The organism is Streptomyces kanamyceticus (assembly GCF_008704495.1).
Taxonomy (GTDB): domain Bacteria; phylum Actinomycetota; class Actinomycetes; order Streptomycetales; family Streptomycetaceae; genus Streptomyces; species Streptomyces kanamyceticus.
This window is the reverse complement of record NZ_CP023699.1, coordinates 8784719-8799862: the sequence shown is the minus strand read 5'-3', so window position 1 is coordinate 8799862 and position 15144 is coordinate 8784719. Positions and strand designations below refer to the sequence as shown.

General features: G+C 73.4%; 12 protein-coding genes and 1 pseudogene. 7 read left to right on the top strand and 6 right to left on the bottom strand.

What is annotated here, in order from left to right:
• Positions 1-9: 9 nt before the first annotated feature.
• Together CP970_RS38220 and CP970_RS38215 are read right to left on the bottom strand one after the other, a co-directional pair.
• Entirely contained in the window at positions 10-2289 is a 2280-nt protein-coding gene (locus CP970_RS38220; RefSeq protein ID WP_079043310.1) for an arylsulfatase, read from the bottom strand.
• A complete protein-coding gene (locus CP970_RS38215; RefSeq protein WP_055545153.1) occupies positions 2282-3028 on the bottom strand; it encodes a TetR family transcriptional regulator in 747 nt (248 codons plus the stop codon). Before CP970_RS38215 ends, CP970_RS38220 begins: the two co-directional genes overlap by 8 nt.
• A 118-nt stretch (positions 3029-3146) precedes the next feature.
• Between CP970_RS38215 and CP970_RS38210 the strand changes: the two genes are divergently transcribed.
• Entirely contained in the window at positions 3147-4649 is a 1503-nt protein-coding gene (locus tag CP970_RS38210; protein WP_150494514.1) for an MFS transporter, read from the top strand.
• A 228-nt stretch (positions 4650-4877) separates the two neighbouring features.
• Here the strand turns inward: CP970_RS38210 and CP970_RS38205 are convergent, their stop codons facing one another.
• A complete protein-coding gene (locus CP970_RS38205; protein WP_055554835.1) occupies positions 4878-5441 on the bottom strand; it encodes a GNAT family N-acetyltransferase in 564 nt (187 codons plus the stop codon).
• A gap of 315 nt (positions 5442-5756) precedes the next feature.
• Between CP970_RS38205 and CP970_RS38200 the strand changes: the two genes are divergently transcribed.
• Positions 5757-6491 (top strand): GAF and ANTAR domain-containing protein, encoded by a 735-nt coding sequence (locus CP970_RS38200; RefSeq protein ID WP_055554833.1) that lies wholly within the window; start codon positions 5757-5759, stop codon positions 6489-6491.
• Between the two features lie 22 nt (positions 6492-6513).
• Here the strand turns inward: CP970_RS38200 and CP970_RS38195 are convergent, their stop codons facing one another.
• From CP970_RS38195 to CP970_RS38185, 3 genes and pseudogenes are all read right to left on the bottom strand, one after another.
• Entirely contained in the window at positions 6514-7503 is a 990-nt protein-coding gene (locus CP970_RS38195) for an alpha/beta fold hydrolase (RefSeq protein WP_055554831.1), read from the bottom strand.
• A 114-nt stretch (positions 7504-7617) separates the two neighbouring features.
• A pseudogene (locus CP970_RS38190) lies at positions 7618-8413 on the bottom strand (SDR family NAD(P)-dependent oxidoreductase).
• 70 nt (positions 8414-8483) lie between these two features.
• Entirely contained in the window at positions 8484-8861 is a 378-nt protein-coding gene (locus CP970_RS38185) for a DUF488 domain-containing protein (protein WP_055554829.1), read from the bottom strand.
• A gap of 134 nt (positions 8862-8995) precedes the next feature.
• Between CP970_RS38185 and CP970_RS38180 the strand changes: the two genes are divergently transcribed.
• From CP970_RS38180 to CP970_RS45620, 5 genes are all read left to right on the top strand, one after another.
• Positions 8996-10543: a bifunctional phosphatase PAP2/diacylglycerol kinase family protein gene (locus CP970_RS38180; RefSeq protein ID WP_055554827.1), complete on the top strand. Its 1548-nt coding sequence runs from the start codon at positions 8996-8998 to the stop codon at positions 10541-10543.
• A 141-nt stretch (positions 10544-10684) separates the two neighbouring features.
• Positions 10685-11356, top strand: coding sequence for a GntR family transcriptional regulator (locus tag CP970_RS38175; protein ID WP_055549114.1), 672 nt, complete (start codon positions 10685-10687; stop codon positions 11354-11356).
• A gap of 93 nt (positions 11357-11449) precedes the next feature.
• Entirely contained in the window at positions 11450-14194 is a 2745-nt protein-coding gene (gene aceE / locus CP970_RS38170) for a pyruvate dehydrogenase (acetyl-transferring), homodimeric type (RefSeq protein WP_055549112.1), read from the top strand.
• A 48-nt stretch (positions 14195-14242) separates the two neighbouring features.
• Entirely contained in the window at positions 14243-14911 is a 669-nt protein-coding gene (locus CP970_RS38165) for a PadR family transcriptional regulator (RefSeq protein ID WP_079043625.1), read from the top strand.
• Positions 14912-14988: 77 nt separating this feature from the next.
• On the top strand, positions 14989-15114 hold the full coding sequence (locus tag CP970_RS45620) for a hypothetical protein (protein ID WP_263406806.1): 126 nt from the start codon (positions 14989-14991) through the stop codon (positions 15112-15114).
• Positions 15115-15144: the final 30 nt, after the last annotated feature.

Below are 15144 nucleotides of genomic sequence, written 5' to 3'. Positions count from 1 at the left end.
GGGCGGCGCTCAGTCGCTGTGCAGGGCGTCGCGCACCTCGTCCTCGACGGTCCGCCGCGCCGCGCCCGCCGCCCCCGCGGCGCCCGTGTCGATGACCACCTCGTGCAGCGTTCCGCGCCACGGGTACGGCGGGCGGTAGGCCGCCGTGTCCACCGCGAGGCCCCGGTCGTGACCGACGCGCAGACCCGCGCCGCCGTGCTGGAAGGCGTACGGGAACGCCCCGCCGAGCGGCACCGCCGCGACATCCACGCCGTCCACGAAGAGGGTGAACGACCCATGCGCGGAGCGCTGTTCGGGCCCCGGCGCGTCGAACCGCACGCCCATCCCGTGCCTGCCCGCGGGCAGCGGCCGGAACGCCACGACCCGGTCCAGGTCCCCGGCCCGCGAGCAGCTGAAGGCGAGGCGGCCCTCGTGCGCGTACAGGACGAATCCGCCGTTGAGGTCCCCGAGCGCGCACAGCACCCCGGCCGCGGGACCGCCCTCGGGGACCTCCGCGTCGGCGGTGAGCGTGAATCCGGCGAAGAGCAGCGGCAGCGCCTCGTCGTGCACGGGTGAGCCGCCGGGGAGGTAGCGGGCACGGGCCTTCGGCGGCCAGGCGGGCGGGATCATCGCGCCGAGCCGCTCCTGCATGCGGTCGTCCAGCGGCAGCACGTCGTTGCGCAGGGCCTCCGCGTCCCACAGTTCGGCCAGCTTCCGTACGACGTCCGGGTGCCGGTCCGCGACGTCATGGGCCTCCGCGAAGTCGTCCGGGAGGCGGAAGAGGGACCAGCGGTCGGCGGTGAAGTCGCGGCTGCCGGGCAGCAGTCGCTCCTCGTCGGCGACGCCCCGGGACACGTGGTCCGTGGTGGCCTTCCAGTCGCCGTGCACGATCGAGCGCGAGCCCAGCATCTCGAAGTACTGGGTGGGGAAAGGGCGTTGGGCATCCGCGTCGTCGATGAGGGGCAGCAGGCTGCGACCGTCGACCGGCTGCTGGGGCACGCCGTCCACCTCGTCGGGGGCCGGAACTCCGCACGCGTCGAGGATGGTCGGCATCAGGTCGACCACATGCGTGAACCCGGTGCGGATGGCGCCCACGTCGCGGATCCGGCGCGGCCAGTGGGCGATCAGCGGGGCGCGGGTGCCGCCGAGCCAGGTGTAGCGCTTCCACAGCCGCAGCGGGGTGTTGCCCGCCCAGGCCCAGCCCCAGGCGTAGTGCGGATAGGTCGCGGGGCCGCCCCAGTCGTCGAGCGCGGCGAGGTTGCGGGCCGCGCTGTCCCCCGAACGGGCCGTGAAACGGTGCTCGTTGAGGGTGCCGAGCGCGCCGCCCTCCGCGCTCGCGCCGTTGTCGGAGAGGACGAGGACGAGGGTGTCGTCGAGGCGGCCCGTGCGGCGCAGGAAGTCCAGGAGGCGCCCGATCTGGGCGTCGGTGTGGGTGAGGAACCCGGCGAACACCTCCTGCATGCGGGCGAAGACGCGCCGTTCGTCGCCGTCGAGGCCGCGCCAGTCCTGGATCCAGGGCGGGCGCGCGGTGAGGGTGGTGTCGCCGGGGACGACGCCGAGCTCGCGCTGGCGGGCGAAGGTCTCCTCGCGCCAGCGCTCCCAGCCCTGGTCGAAGCGGCCCCGGTAGGCGTCGCTCCAGGTGCGGGGCACGTGGTGCGGGGCGTGTGTCGCGCCGAGCGGGAGGTAGAGGAAGTACGGCTTGTCGGGGGTGGCCTGGCGCTGGTCGAGGATCATGCGGATCGCGCGGTCCGCGAGGTCCTCGCTGAGGTGGTAGCCGTCCTCGGGACCGGCGGGCGGCTCGGTGTAGTGGTTGTCGCTCACCAGGTTCGGCGCGTAGTGGTTGGTGTCGCCCTGGAGGAAGCCGTAGAAGCGCTCGAAGCCGTAGCCGAGCGGCCAGCGGTCGAAGGGGCCCGACGCGGTGCGCTCCCAGCGTGGCGTGAGGTGCCATTTGCCGACGGCGAGCGTGGAGTGGCCCGCGTCGCGCAGCAGCCGGGGCAGTGGCGCGGCGGACCTCGGCAGGCGCGCGGTGTAGCCGGGGTGGGCGATCGGCAGGTCGACGAGGAAGCCCATGCCGACCGCGTGGTGGTTGCGTCCCGTGAGCAGGGCGGCGCGGGTCGGGGAGCACATCGCGGTGACATGGAAGCGGTTGAAGCGCAGCCCTTCGGCGGCCAGGCGGTTCAGGTGGGGCGTGACCATGTCGGAGCCGTAGCAGCCGAGTTGGGCGAAGCCGAGGTCGTCGAGGACGATGACGACGACGTCGGGGGCGCCGGGCGCGGGGCGGGGCTCCGCGTACGGTCGGGTGTCAGTCATCCGCGGTGCCTCCTGGATCCGGGGGACGGGGGTCGCGCGCGGCGGCCACGGGGGCCTGCCGTGCGAGCAGTGCGCCGGTCGCGGGCGAGACGGGGGCGGTGAGCACGGCGACGGCCGCGTCGACGAGGCCCGCGACGAGGAGGTCCGTGCGGCGCCCCGGTGCGGCCGCGCCGGACTGCAGGGCCCGTTCGTGGTCGGCGAGGGTGTGCAGGGTGAGGCCGACGAAGACGCGCCACCGGTCGGCGCGGATCGGGGCGGGGAGTTCGCCGAGGCAGGCGTCGATGCGCGGGCGCAGCTGGTGCAGGGCACGCGTCCAGGTCTCCGCGGCCAGGTCGTGCGGGGCGATGCCCTCGACGTACAGGGCCTGTGCGACGAAGCGGAGGAAGTGGCTGGGCGGCGCGTCCGGGTCGGCTGCCGCGCGGGTGATCCGCTCGGCCATGGGGTGCACGAACACCTCGACCAGGGGCCGGAGTTCCTTGCCGATGCCCTGCTCGTCGAGTGCGGCGATGCGGCGCAGCTGCCCCTCGTTGGTCGGCCCGAGCCGATGCGCGTACACGGCGGTGACCAGGCCGCGCTTGTCGCCGAAGTGGTAGGCGACGGCCGAGGTGTTGCGCTGTCCCGCCGCCGCGGCGATCTCGCGCAGCGACACCGCGTGGACGCCGCGCTCGGCGAAGAGCCGTTCGGCGGTCTCGATCAGCCGGATCCGGGTGGCCGCGGGAGTGGTCCTTGGTTCGTCCACGTCGGTCAGTGTGCGACTCTTGCCCCTTCAACGCAACTGCGTTAAACAGTGACCTCGTCCAACGCGCAAGCGAGTTGAGCTCACCGGAGACCGACCGAGCGGTGGTGCGACACAGGCCATGCCCTCCGATCCCGCACGCTCCGTCCCGCTGTCCGACGAGCGCTCCCCCGCCTCGTACGCCCTGCTGCTTGCCCCGCTCGTCCTCCTCACCGAGGTCACCGCGCTCGAACTCACCTTGATCTACCCGGTGTTGCCGCTCCTGTCCGACGCCTTCGACACCGCGTCGATCGGCTGGACGCTGACCGTGGTGAGTCTGACGGGGGTGGTGGCGCAGCCGTTGCTCGGCAGGGTCGCCGATGTGGTCGGGAAGAAGCGGATGATCCTGTACGCCGCAGGGGCCTTCGCCGCGGGCTCGCTGATCTGCGCGCTCGCGCCCTCCTACCCCGTGTTCCTGGCCGGCCGCGCCGTCCAGGGCACCTGCCTGGCGATGGCCCCCGCCGCGTACGGCCTGATCCGCGACATCTTCCCGGCCCGGGTCGTGCCGGTCGCGCTCGGCGCCGTCACCACCGGGATCGGCCTGAGCGCCATCGTCGGCCCGCTGACCGGCGGTGCGCTCGGGCAGGCCTTCGGGTACCGGGCGGTGTTCTGGTTCGCGCTCGCCTACGTCGCGGTGCTCACGCCGTGGTTCGCGCGCGCCCTGCCCGAGTCACCGGTGCGGCGGCCGCGCGAGGAGCGGCGCCGCATCGACGTACCCGGCGGTCTGCTGCTCGGCACGGGCGCGGGCGGCCTGCTGCTCCTCGTCGGCCAGGGTGCCGCCTGGGGCTGGGCCTCGGCGGCCACGTTCGCCGCGCTCGGCTGTTCGCTGCTGCTGCTCCTGGGATTCGTACGACGTGAACTGCGCGCACCCGAACCGCTGATCGACCTGCGGCTGCTCGCCGGGCCAGCGCTGCGCTGGACGCTGCTCGCCACGTTCTCGGGGGCGTTCGCGATCGGCGGTACGGCCTTCGCGATGCCGATGCTGGTGCAGACGCCCGCGTCACTCGGCTACGGATTCGGCATGAGCGTGCTCGGCGCCGCGGTGTTCCTCGTGCCGCAGGGGTTGATAGGCGCGGCGTGCGGCCCGCTCGGCGGACTGCTCGCCCGGCGGCGAGGACCCCGGTACACCCTCATGGCCGCCCTCGCCGGACTCACCGCCACCACCCTCACCCTGGCCCTGCTGCACACCGCCCTCTGGCAGCTCCTGCTCGCCGCGTTCTTCATGGGCGCGGGCTTCGGCTGCTTCTTCGTCGGCGCCTCCAACCTCGTCGTGGAGGCCGTCCCCGCCGACCGCACGGCGGTCGGCGCGGGCCTGATGGGCGTCGCCAACAACCTGGGCCAGGCGACGGGCGTGACCGTCCTCGGCGCGGTCCTCGCCCAGTACGTCGTGGACGACTCCGACGAGGACCGCATCCTGTACGCCGAGACGGGTTACGCCCTGGCCCTCGGCATCGCCTCCGCGGTGGCGTTCACGGGCCTCCTGGTCGCCACGGCGATGCGGCACGGCCGCGAGCCGGCGACGGGCGGCGTGCTGCGGATCGCCGGGGCGGATGCGGAGCGGGGGGCGAAGGGGCGGACGCCGTAGGAGGGGTGACGCCTACGCCTACGCCTTGCCCGCACCGCGACCCTGCCGACGCCGACACCCCGCCCGCACCGCGACCCTGCCCGCACCGCGACCCTGCCGACGCCGACGCCCCGCCCGCACCGCGACCCTGCCCGCACCGCGACCCTGCCCACGCCGACGCCCCGCCCGCACCACCGCCCCGCCCGCACCGACACTCTGCCCGCGCCGACGCCCCCGTCGCGCCGGGCCTCAGCCGCGGTCCCGTCGCGCCGCCCGCCACTCCGGTGCGAGCACCGACCAGATCTCCTCGTCGTGGCGCTCGCCGCGGTACAGGTAGGACTGGCGGAGCACGCCCTCCTTCGTCATGCCCAGCCTGCGGGCCACGGCGATGCTCGGCTCGTTGTCCGACGAGACCCACCAGTCCACGCGGTGGACGGCCCGTTCCTCGACGGCCCAGTCGATGACCGCGCGCACCGCGCGCGTCACCAGGCCCCTGCCCGCCGCCGACGGCTCCAGCCAGCAGCCCGCCTCCGCGGTGCCCTGGGCGACGTCGAGCGTCCGGAGGAGCACCGCGCCGACCAGCGTGCCTTCGGCCCTGATCCCGAACAGGCGGCCGGTGTCGGCCGCGGTCTTGTCCGCGTACGCCTGGAGGTAGGCGCGGCTCGAATCGAGGTCGGTGACGACGTCGGGCAGGCCGTTGTGCCGCCCGATGAACTCCCGGCCCCGGTCCATGTGCGCCAGGAACTCCGCCGCCTGCCACGGTTCCAGCGGGCACAGCTCCGCGCCGTCGTCACCCAGGGATATGGCGTACATCGTCACCTTCCAGCGTCTTCCGGCTCCAGCGGCCGCCCGGTGTGGACAACCTGTGCGCACCGAGAACCCCTGTGCACCGCGAAAGGGATCCTCGCACGCCGGAAAGTGGTTGCGGGCGCCACGTCTTCACAGCCCCTCCACGCCCGCACTCCCGCTGCCACCGCTTCGCCGGTGTGCTGGCCGGAGGGAATGGGCAGGCGTCCGGCGGGAAGTGGCCGTCCGGTACCGGTCGGACCGACGCGATCGAACCGACGCGGGCGTTCCGCCCGGCCACGGCGGCCGTCGAGCGACAGAGTTCACGTGAGGGAATCGGACATGCCTCTGCCCCCGCAGGACCCCTCGGCCGCCGCGGCCCTGCTCGCGCTGATCGGCGGCTCGGGGGACGACGAGGAGGACGAACGCGTCCTGGAGCGGCTGGCCAGGAGCGCGGCCGCCGTGCCCGGCGTCGACGCGGCCAGCTGCAGCATCGTGGCACCGCCCGGCGGCGCCAGTTGCTCCGCGGCCTCCGACGTGGTCGCGGAGCAGCTGGAGCGCGTGCAACAAGAGTTGTCGGAGGGCCCCTGCCGCGATGCCGCGCGCACCCACCGGGCGCTCAACGACATCCCCATGGTCCATCCGCAGAGCCGGGTGCGCTGGCCCGCGTTCACCCAGCACGCCCTGGACGCCGGAATCACCGCGGTCACGGCCCTGCCCATCAGCCACCGCGGCCACTTCACCGGGTGCCTCGACCTCTACCACCAGCACCGCTCGCTGTGCCCGTCGGACGCCCAGTGGGGGCAGTTGCTCGCCCAGGCCGCGGCCATCGGCCTGGCGCACCGCACCGAACTGCGCAACGTGCGGACCCACCGCGAACAGCTCCAGACCGCCCTGTCCAGCCGCGTGGTGATCGAGCAGGCCAAGGGAATCCTCGCCGAACGCCTCGACTGCACCGTCGACGACGCCTTCGACCTGCTGCGCAGGCACGCCCGCGCGCACCGGATGAAGCTCAGCGACCTGTCGCGGGAGGTCATCACGCACCCGCACTGGGACACGCCGTTCGCGCGCCCCTGACAGCCTCTGACAGCACTTGACGTCAGGCGGGCAGGGCGGCGAGCCAGTCGGTCAGGATGCGGTTGACCTCGGCGGGCCGCTCCTGCTGGACCCAGTGCCCGCAGCCGTCGAGGACGTGCGAGGCGCGCAGCCCGGGCAGCGTGTCGGGGAACGCCTTGATCGCGTCGGCCAGCCAGATAGTGGAGGCGTCGAGGCCGCCGCCCACGAACAGCGAGGGCTGGGTGAGCGGGGCGCCCGCGAAGTCGGCGAGGTCCGCCCAGTCCCTGTCCATGTTCCGGTAGCGGTTGAGCGCGCCGGTCAGGCCGGTCCGCTCGAACTCCCCCGCGTAGACGTCGAGTTCGCGCTCGCCGAGCCAGCCGGGCAGGTTCCCCGCGGGGAACCGGTCGCGCAGGAGGGCGCCGCGGCTCACGAAGTGCGGGTCGGGCGCGCCGGGGCCCGGCATCGTGTCTGCGGACAGCGCGGCGTAGAAACCGGCGAGCCAGCCCCGCACGTCGGGTTCGATCTCGGCCTCGGCGCGGCCGGGCTCCTGGAAGTACGAGACGTAGAACTCCTCGTCCCCGCCCATCCCCGCGAAGAGGTCGCTCGGCCGCGGGCCGCCCGGCGGCGTGTAGGGGACGCTGAGGAGCCCGGCCGCGCGGAACACGTCCGGCCTGAGCAGCGCGGAGTGCGCGGCGACGGTGGCACCCCAGTCGTGCCCCACGATCACCGCGCTCTTCTCACCGAGCGCGCGCACCACGGCGACGTGGTCGTCGACGAGGTCGAGCATCCGGTACGCGGCGGTCTCCGTCGGCCTCGACGACCGTCCGTAGCCGCGCTGGTCGACGGCGACCGCGCGGTATCCGGCGGCGGCGAGGGCCGGCAGCTGGTGGCGCCAGGAGTACCAGGACTCCGGGAAGCCGTGCACCAGCAGGACGAGCGGCCCGGTGCCCTGCTCGACCAGATGGATCCGGCCCGCGGGCGAGGGGACCAGACGGTGCGTACGGTCCTGCGCGGTGGGCGACGTCGGGGACATGGATCCTCCTGGGGATGCTGAGGCGGCCGGTGCCCCCCGAGCATCGGACGGCCCTCGCGTGGAGGGCGACGATCGTTGCCACTTCGGCAAACCGGGCCCGCCGCGCGCCCTTGCCTAGGGAGCGATCGAGTCCACATACCCGCCGTCGACCCGCACCGCCCCGCCCGTCGTCGCGGACGCCAGCGGCGAGCTGAGGTAGACGACCATGTGCGCGATCTCCTCGGGCTCGATGAGCCGCTGGATCAGCGACTGGGGACGGTGCTTGGTCATGAACTCCCGCTGCGCCTCCTCCCACGGCAGGGCGCGGTCGACCAGTTCGTAGACGAAGTCCTCCACGCCGCCGGTGTGCGTCGGCCCCGCGATCACGGAGTTGACGGTGACGCCGGAGCCCGCCGCCTCCTTGGCGAAGCCCCGCGAGACCGCGAGCAGCGCGGTCTTCGACATGCCGTAGTGGATCATCTCGGCGGGCGTGACGAACGCCGAGTCGCTGGCGATGTTCTGGATCCGCCCCCAGGACCGGTCCTTCATGCCCGGCAGATAGTGCCGGATCATCCGCACCGCGGTCAGGACGTTCATCTCGAAGTAGCGACGCCACTCCGCGTCGGTGATGTCCAGGGCGGGCTCGGCGCCGAAGACACCGAGGTTGTTGACGAGGATGTCCGCGCTCGGCACGGCGTCGAAGACCCGCGCGGCACCCTCGTCGGCGGAGATGTCGCCCGGCGCCGCGACGAACTCGGCGCCGCCGCACTCGAACCCCGAGGCGGTCGACGGCAGCTTCCACGGAGTCCTTGGAGCGCCCGTTGACCGCCACCCGGGCACCCGCCCGCGCCAGGCCCGCGGCGATCGCGGCGCCGATCCCCTGGGTCGATCCGGTCACGAGCGCTGTCTTGCCGGAGAGATCAACGAGCACGGTGTGTACCTCCTGGGGTTCCTGGGGTTCCGTTCCTGGGGTTCCTGGGCCTTCTGAAGTTTCTGGGGTTCTACCCCCTGCCCCGCTTCACCACGTCGACGAGGACGCGCGCATGTCCGTGCGGCAGATCCTTCGTGGCCGTGAGGAGGGTGAGGCGGCCCGCGCGGGCGACTCCGCGCAGCCGGTCGAGTTCCGTGGTCCGCGCCGGGTCCGTGAGCTCGTGCCGGTAGCGCTCGGCGAACTCCTCGTAGCGGTCGGGATCGTGGTCGTACCAGTGGCGCAGCTCGGTCGAAGGCGCCAGTTCCTTCTCCCACGCGTCGAGCCCCGCGCGCTCCTTGGAGACGCCGCGCGGCCAGAGCCTGTCGATCAGGACGCGGGTGCCGTCGTCGGGCGACGCGGGGTCGTAGACGCGCTTGACCTGTACGTCCAGGGGGCGGCTCGGCGTCATGGCGGCGTGCTCCGTCCGGTCGGGGGTGCCACCCCAAGGCTGCAGGGCGCTCCGCTCCGCCGCCAATGGGGGGACGTGACCCGTTCGGGCGTGCATCGCGGGCCACTGCCCCGCCGCCCTGTTCGAGTGAGGTCATGACGGGAAGGATCGGCAGCATCGACCGGCGGTGGTTCGAACGGGTGGCGGCGGCGCGGCTGCCCGGTGCGGAGCAGGTGCTGCCGCCGCTGAGCGCGGCGGCGAACCACGGGCGCCTGTGGTGCGGCGCCGCGGCGGTGCTCGCCGTGGCGGGCGGTCCCGCGGCCCGGCGTGCCGCGCGGCGCGGTGTCGGCGCGCTCGCGCTGGCTTCGCTGACGACGAACGCCGTGGCCAAGTACGCCGTACGTCGCCGTCGCCCCGTCGTGGACGCGGTTCCCGCGATGCGGCGCCTGGCGAGGGCGCCGTGGACGTCGTCGTTCCCCTCGGGCCACGCGGCCTCCGCCGCGGCGTTCGCCACGGGGGTGGCCCTGGAAGCGCCCCGGTACGGCGCGCTGCTGGCGCCGGTCGCCGCGGCCGTGGCCTTCTCCCGCGTGTACGTGGGGGTCCACTACCCCGGCGACGTGCTCGCGGGGTGCGCGCTCGGCGCGGCCGCCGCCGCGGTCAGCTGCTACTGGTGGCCGCCGCGCCCCTCGCCCGCGCAGATCCGGCGGACCCGCGTGACGGCGCCCGCGCTCGATGACGGCGAAGGCCTGGTCGTGGTCGTCAACTCCGGTTCGGGCAAGGGCGTTCCGGGGCGCCTTCCCGCGCGCGAGCACCTGGAGCTGCTGCTGCCCCGGGCCGAGATCCTGGAGCACGGGCCCGGGGACGACCTCGGCGACGTCCTGGACGAGGCGGTGGCGCGGGCCGCCGACGCGGCCGGTGCCCTCGGCGTCTGCGGCGGCGACGGCACGGTGAACGCCGCGGCGCTGCGGGCCGCGGCCGCCGGGCTGCCCCTCGCGGTGTTCCCCGGTGGCACCTTGAACCACTTCGCCCTGGACGCGGGCACGCCGACCTTCGAGGACACCGCGTACGCGGTCCGGCGCGGCGAGGCCGTCCGCGTCGATCTGGCCCGGGTGCGCGACGGCGGCGGCGCCGAGGTCACCGGGTTCGTCAACACCTTCAGCATCGGCCTCTATCCGGAACTGGTGCGCAAGCGCGAGAAGTTGGAGGGCCGCATCGGCAAGTGGCCCGCGGCGGCCGTGTCGTTCGTGGAGGTGCTGCGCACGGCCGAGCCGCTGCGGATCAGGATCGACGGCCACGACCGCGTCCTGTGGCTGCTCTTCGCGGGCAACGGCCAGTACCTCCCCGACGGCCTCTCGCCCACGCACCGGCCCCGCATGGACGACGGGCTGCTCGACATCCGCACGGTCGACGCGCGGGCGCCGCTGGCCCGCACCCGGGTCGCCCTTTCCGCGCTCGGCGGGGCGCTGCGGCGCTCCCACGTCTTCCAGGCGGAGCGGGTCGAACAGCTCAGGCTCAGCGGCCTCGACCAGGTGGCCGCCCTCGCGTACGACGGCGAGACCGCACCGGCACCGGACACCCTGCTCCTGGACAAACGGCAGGCGGCGCTGACGGTCTACAGTCCGGCCGTGCCGCTCGACGAGATCGCCCAGCGGGCGCGCACCGCGACGCTTGCGGCGAACCGCCGATCGCGCCGCCCGGCCTGACGCCCGTCGCCCCTGACGCCCGTCGCCCCTGACGCCCGCTGCCCTTGGACGCCCGCCGCCCCTGCCGTTCGGCGCCGTGGCCGGGTACGGTGGGAGCCAGCGATGATCGATCATCACTCATTACGGCCCCGGAGAGCGCAGATGACCGCCGACGTACCACCCCGCATCCCCTCCGTACCCGCCCCCGTGGCCCGCGTCCCGCTCAGCGACCAGGTCAGGAACTTCGTCCTCGAAGGGCTGCTCGAAGGGCGCTGGCAGCCCGGCGACCGGATCGTGGAGCGGCGCATCGGCCTGGAGCTCGGCGTCAGCCAGACCCCGATCCGCGAGGCGCTGCGCGACCTGCAGGCCATGCAGCTGGTCGAGTCGATCCCCAACAAGGGCATGCGCGTCAAGGAGCTGACGCCGGGCCAGCTCACCGAGGTCTACCCCGTGCGGGCCGCCCTGGAGAGACTCGCGGCCGAGCTCGCGGTGCACCGGATGGGCGGCGACGTGACCGTGCTCGCGCACCATCTGGGCAGGCTGCGGGAGCTGGCCGAGGCGAACGACGTCGACGGGCAGATCCACCACGGCGTGGCGTTCCACCGCGAGATCGTCCGGGCCGCGGGAAACCAGGTGCTGCTGCGCAACTGGGAGTCCCTCGCCATCGAGTTGTGGACCCGTCTCTCACTGAAGTGGCTGCGCACCGAGCCGCACGAGAACGCCTGCGACCACGAGGCGATCGTCGAGGCGTTCCGGCGGCAGGATCCGTACGTGGGGCGGCTCGTGCAGTTGCACGTCCTGAACTACGCGGCCCCGGCGGCCTCGCCCGCGTAGGGCTCGACCACAAATGATCGATCATCACTCATCTACTGGCAAGTAGGTGTTGACTGCACACACATCGACTCCTAGATTCGCCATACGGAACCGATGTTCCACATCACGGAACTCGCGCGGAACTCGCGTGTACGCGAAAGGGGATCACCCGTGTCCCAGCTCGACCAACTGCCCGACCAGGACCCGACCGAGGTCGCCGAATGGCGCGCGTCCCTGGACGGCGCCGTCCGGTTCGGGGGCGCCGACCGCGCGGCCCACCTGCTGCGCCGCCTCGCCGAGCACGCCCTGCAGACCGGGATCGACCTCCCGCCCCTGCTGGAGACGCCCTACGTCAACACCATCCCCACCGCCGCCGAACCGGACTTCCCCGGTGACGAGGCGATGGAGGCCCGCATCGCCGCGTGGAACCGCTGGAACGCGGCCGCGATGGTGACGCGCGGCAACCAACGCGGCGGGCTCGGCGGCCACATGGCCACCTTCGCCTCGGCCGCCTGGCTCTACGAAGTGGGCTTCCAGCACTTCTTCCGCGGCAAGGAGGCCGACCACTCGGGCGACCAGCTCTACGTCCAGGGCCACGCATCCCCCGGCATCTACGCCCGCGCCTTCCTCGAAGGACGCCTGACCGAGGGCCAGTTGGACCGCTTCCGGCAGGAGGCGGGCGGCGCCGGACTGCCCTCCTACCCGCACCCGAGGCGGCTGCCCTGGCTGTGGGAGTTCCCCACCGTGTCGATGGGCCTCGGCCCGCTCTCCGCCATCTACCAGGCGCGGTTCAACCGCTACCTGGAGCACCGCGGCATCAAGGACACCTCCGCCTCGCACGTCTGGGCGTTCCTCGGCGACGGCGAGATGGACGAGCCTGAGGCGACCGCGGCCCTCGCGCTCGCCTCCCGCGAGAAGCTCGACAACCTCACCTTCGTCATCAACTGCAATCTGCAGCGCCTGGACGGCCCGGTGCGCGGCAACTTCAAGATCGTGCAGGAGCTGGAGCGGCAGTTCCGCGCCGCGGGCTGGAACGTGGTCAAGTCCCTGTGGGGCTCGGCCTGGGACGAGCTGCTCGCCCAGGACACCGACGGGGCACTCGTACGACAGTTGGGGCGGATCCCGGACGGGCAGTTCCAGACGTTCGCCGCCCGCGACGGCGCGTACGTCCGCGAGCACCTCCTCGGCGCGGACCCCGCGCTGCGCCCGCTGGCCGACCGGCTCACCGACGCGCGCCTCGCGGAGATCGTCGGCACCTCGCGCGGCGGCCACGAGCCCCGCAAGGTGTACGCCGCCTACCGCGCCGCGGTGGAACACCGGGGCGCGCCCACGGTCGTCCTGATCCAGACGGTCAAGGGCTGGACGCTCGGCCCCGGCTTCGAGTCGCGCAACGCCAACCACCAGATGAAGAAGCTCTCGGGCAAGGAGTTCCGCGCGATGCGCGACCTGCTCGAACTTCCCATCCCCGACAGCGCGTTGACCGACGACCTGGTGCCGTACGCGCATCCCGGCGAGAACTCCCCCGAGCTGGCCTATCTGCTCGAACGGCGCGCGGCGCTCGGCGGCCCCGCCCCGGCCCGCAAGGTCGTCGCCAAGCCGCTGCCCGCCACCGGATCCGCCGTCGCCGACAAGGCGTTCGCGGCGCTGAAGAAGGGCTCGGGGAGCCAGGAGATCGCCACCACCATGGCGTTCGTCCGGCTGGTCAAGGAGCTGATGCGGGACAAGGAGACCGGCGGGCGCTGGGTGCCCATCGTGCCCGACGAGGCGCGCACGTTCGGCATGGAGTCGCTGTTCCCGTCCGCGGGCATCTACTCGCCGCTCGGCCAGACCTACGACCCCGTCGACCGCGACCAGCTCCTCTACTACAAGGAGGCGCGCGACGGCCAGATCCTCAACGAGGGCATCACGGAGGCCGGTTCGCTGGCCTCGCTGACCGCGGCGGCGACGTCGTACGCGACCCACGCCGAGCCGATGATCCCGTTCTACATCTTCTACTCGATGTTCGGCTGGCAGCGGACGGCCGATCAGTTCTGGGCGCTGGGCGACCAGTTGGGCCGCGGCTTCGTCATCGGGGCCACGGCGGGGCGTACGACGATGACGGGCGAGGGTCTCCAGCACGCCGACGGGCACTCGCATCTGATCGCCTCGACCAATCCGGCCGCCATCAGCTACGACCCGGCGTTCGCCTACGAGGTCGCGGTGATCGTCGAGGACGGCCTGCGCAGGATGTTCGGGCCCGACGCCGAGGACGTCTTCTACTACCTCACCGTCTACAACGAGACGAAGGTCCAGCCGCCGATGCCGCCGGGCGACGACGTCGCGGAGGGCATCCGGCGCGGCCTGTACCGCTACCGGGCGGCCGATGCCGCACCCGCCGACGCCCCGCGCCTGCAGCTCCTGGCCTCCGGCACGGCCATCCACTGGGCTCTTGAGGCACAGCGGCTGCTCACCGAGGACTGGGGCGTCGCGGCCGACGTCTGGTCGGCACCGTCCTGGACCGAACTCCGCCGCGACGCACTGGACTGCGACGCCGCGAACCTCGCCGCCGCCTCCCACGACACGGGCGCGAGCGACCGGGTCCCGTACGTCACCCGGGCCCTCGCGGGCGCCCCCGGGCCCGTGGTCGCGGTGAGCGACTGGATGCGTGCCGTGCCCGACCAGATCAGGCCGTGGGTCGAGCAGGACTGGACCTCGATCGGCACGGACGGCTACGGCCTCTCCGACAGCCGCGAGAACGCCCGCCGCCACTTCGGCGTCGACGCGCCCTCGGTCGTGGTCGCCGCCCTGGCGTCCCTCGCCCGCCGCGGCGAGGTCAAGCCGGAGACGGTGCGGGAGGCCGCCGCACGCTACGGCCTGTAGCCCGCGGCCCCTTGCGTACGGAGCGGGCCGTTCACTTCAATGCGGCGTATGACAGCCCGTCGAACCACACCACCGCGGCATGAAGTCCCTCCGGGCGACGGGCTGCCGCCGACCGCCTGGGCCGTACTCGGTCTGCTCTCCTTCCCCGGGGAGCGGACCGGCTACGAGCTCAAAAAGTGGGCGGACGCCTCCCTCCGCTTCTTCTACTGGTCGCCCGCCATCAGCCAGATCTACGCCGAGCTGCGCCGCCTCGAAGCGCTCGGCCACGCCACCTCGCGCCGCTCGGGACCCGAGGAGCCGCGCGCGAAGCGTTCGTACGCGATCACGGAACAGGGCCGCGCCGCCCTCGCCGCCTGGGCGGGCGGCGCGGGGGACGCGGGCCCGCCGGTCCTCAAGCACCCGCTGCTGCTGCGGGTCTGGCTCGGTCACCTCACGGCCCCCGACCACCTGCGGACCCTCGTCGCCGAGCACATCGCGCAGACGCGGGGCGACCTCGAGGAGGCGCGGGACGCGCTGGCCCGCGCGGAGGGCACCGAGGCCTGGTCCCATGCGCACATCGCGCTGCGCTGGAGCGTGCGGCGCCTGGAGTCGGAGGTCGAGCTCGCGGAGGCGATGCTGGCCGATCTCGACGAGGCGGGCCCACCGGATGGAGGGACCGCCGGTCCGGGCACTGCCGGAGCCGGTCAACCCGTGGAGGACTCGCCCACCCCCGGGTGAAGCGGCTCGCCCCGGTGGTGCCCGCGGCGGTAGGACGGACCGGGTCAGCCGTCCCCGCCCTAGGGAGCAACGCGCCCGTGAGCACCCGCGCCGTTCTTGTCGCCGCCCTGATCGCCGGACTCGTCCTCGGCATCGCGGGAACCAGAACGGACGACTCCACCGACCCCCGTCCGGCAGGTTCCCGCACGGAGGCGGGCCGTTAGGCTGCGACAGCCGCGCGGCTCATCCGTCCT

Excerpts from the sequence above, each read along its gene's own strand:
- CP970_RS38185 (WP_055554829.1), bottom strand. The coding sequence starts at position 8,861 with ATGACGCCGAGCCGCCCCCTGGACGTACAGGTCAAGCGCGTCTACGAC.
- CP970_RS38210 (WP_150494514.1), top strand. The coding sequence starts at position 3,147 with ATGCCCTCCGATCCCGCACGCTCCGTCCCGCTGTCCGACGAGCGCTCC.
- CP970_RS38180 (WP_055554827.1), top strand. The coding sequence starts at position 8,996 with ATGACGGGAAGGATCGGCAGCATCGACCGGCGGTGGTTCGAACGGGTG.
- CP970_RS38195 (WP_055554831.1), bottom strand. The coding sequence starts at position 7,503 with ATGTCCCCGACGTCGCCCACCGCGCAGGACCGTACGCACCGTCTGGTC.
- CP970_RS38165 (WP_079043625.1), top strand. The coding sequence starts at position 14,243 with ATGACAGCCCGTCGAACCACACCACCGCGGCATGAAGTCCCTCCGGGC.
- CP970_RS38175 (WP_055549114.1), top strand. The coding sequence starts at position 10,685 with ATGACCGCCGACGTACCACCCCGCATCCCCTCCGTACCCGCCCCCGTG.
- aceE (WP_055549112.1), top strand. The coding sequence starts at position 11,450 with ATGTTCCACATCACGGAACTCGCGCGGAACTCGCGTGTACGCGAAAGG.
- CP970_RS38200 (WP_055554833.1), top strand. The coding sequence starts at position 5,757 with ATGCCTCTGCCCCCGCAGGACCCCTCGGCCGCCGCGGCCCTGCTCGCG.
- CP970_RS38220 (WP_079043310.1), bottom strand. The coding sequence starts at position 2,289 with ATGACTGACACCCGACCGTACGCGGAGCCCCGCCCCGCGCCCGGCGCC.
- CP970_RS38205 (WP_055554835.1), bottom strand. The coding sequence starts at position 5,441 with ATGTACGCCATATCCCTGGGTGACGACGGCGCGGAGCTGTGCCCGCTG.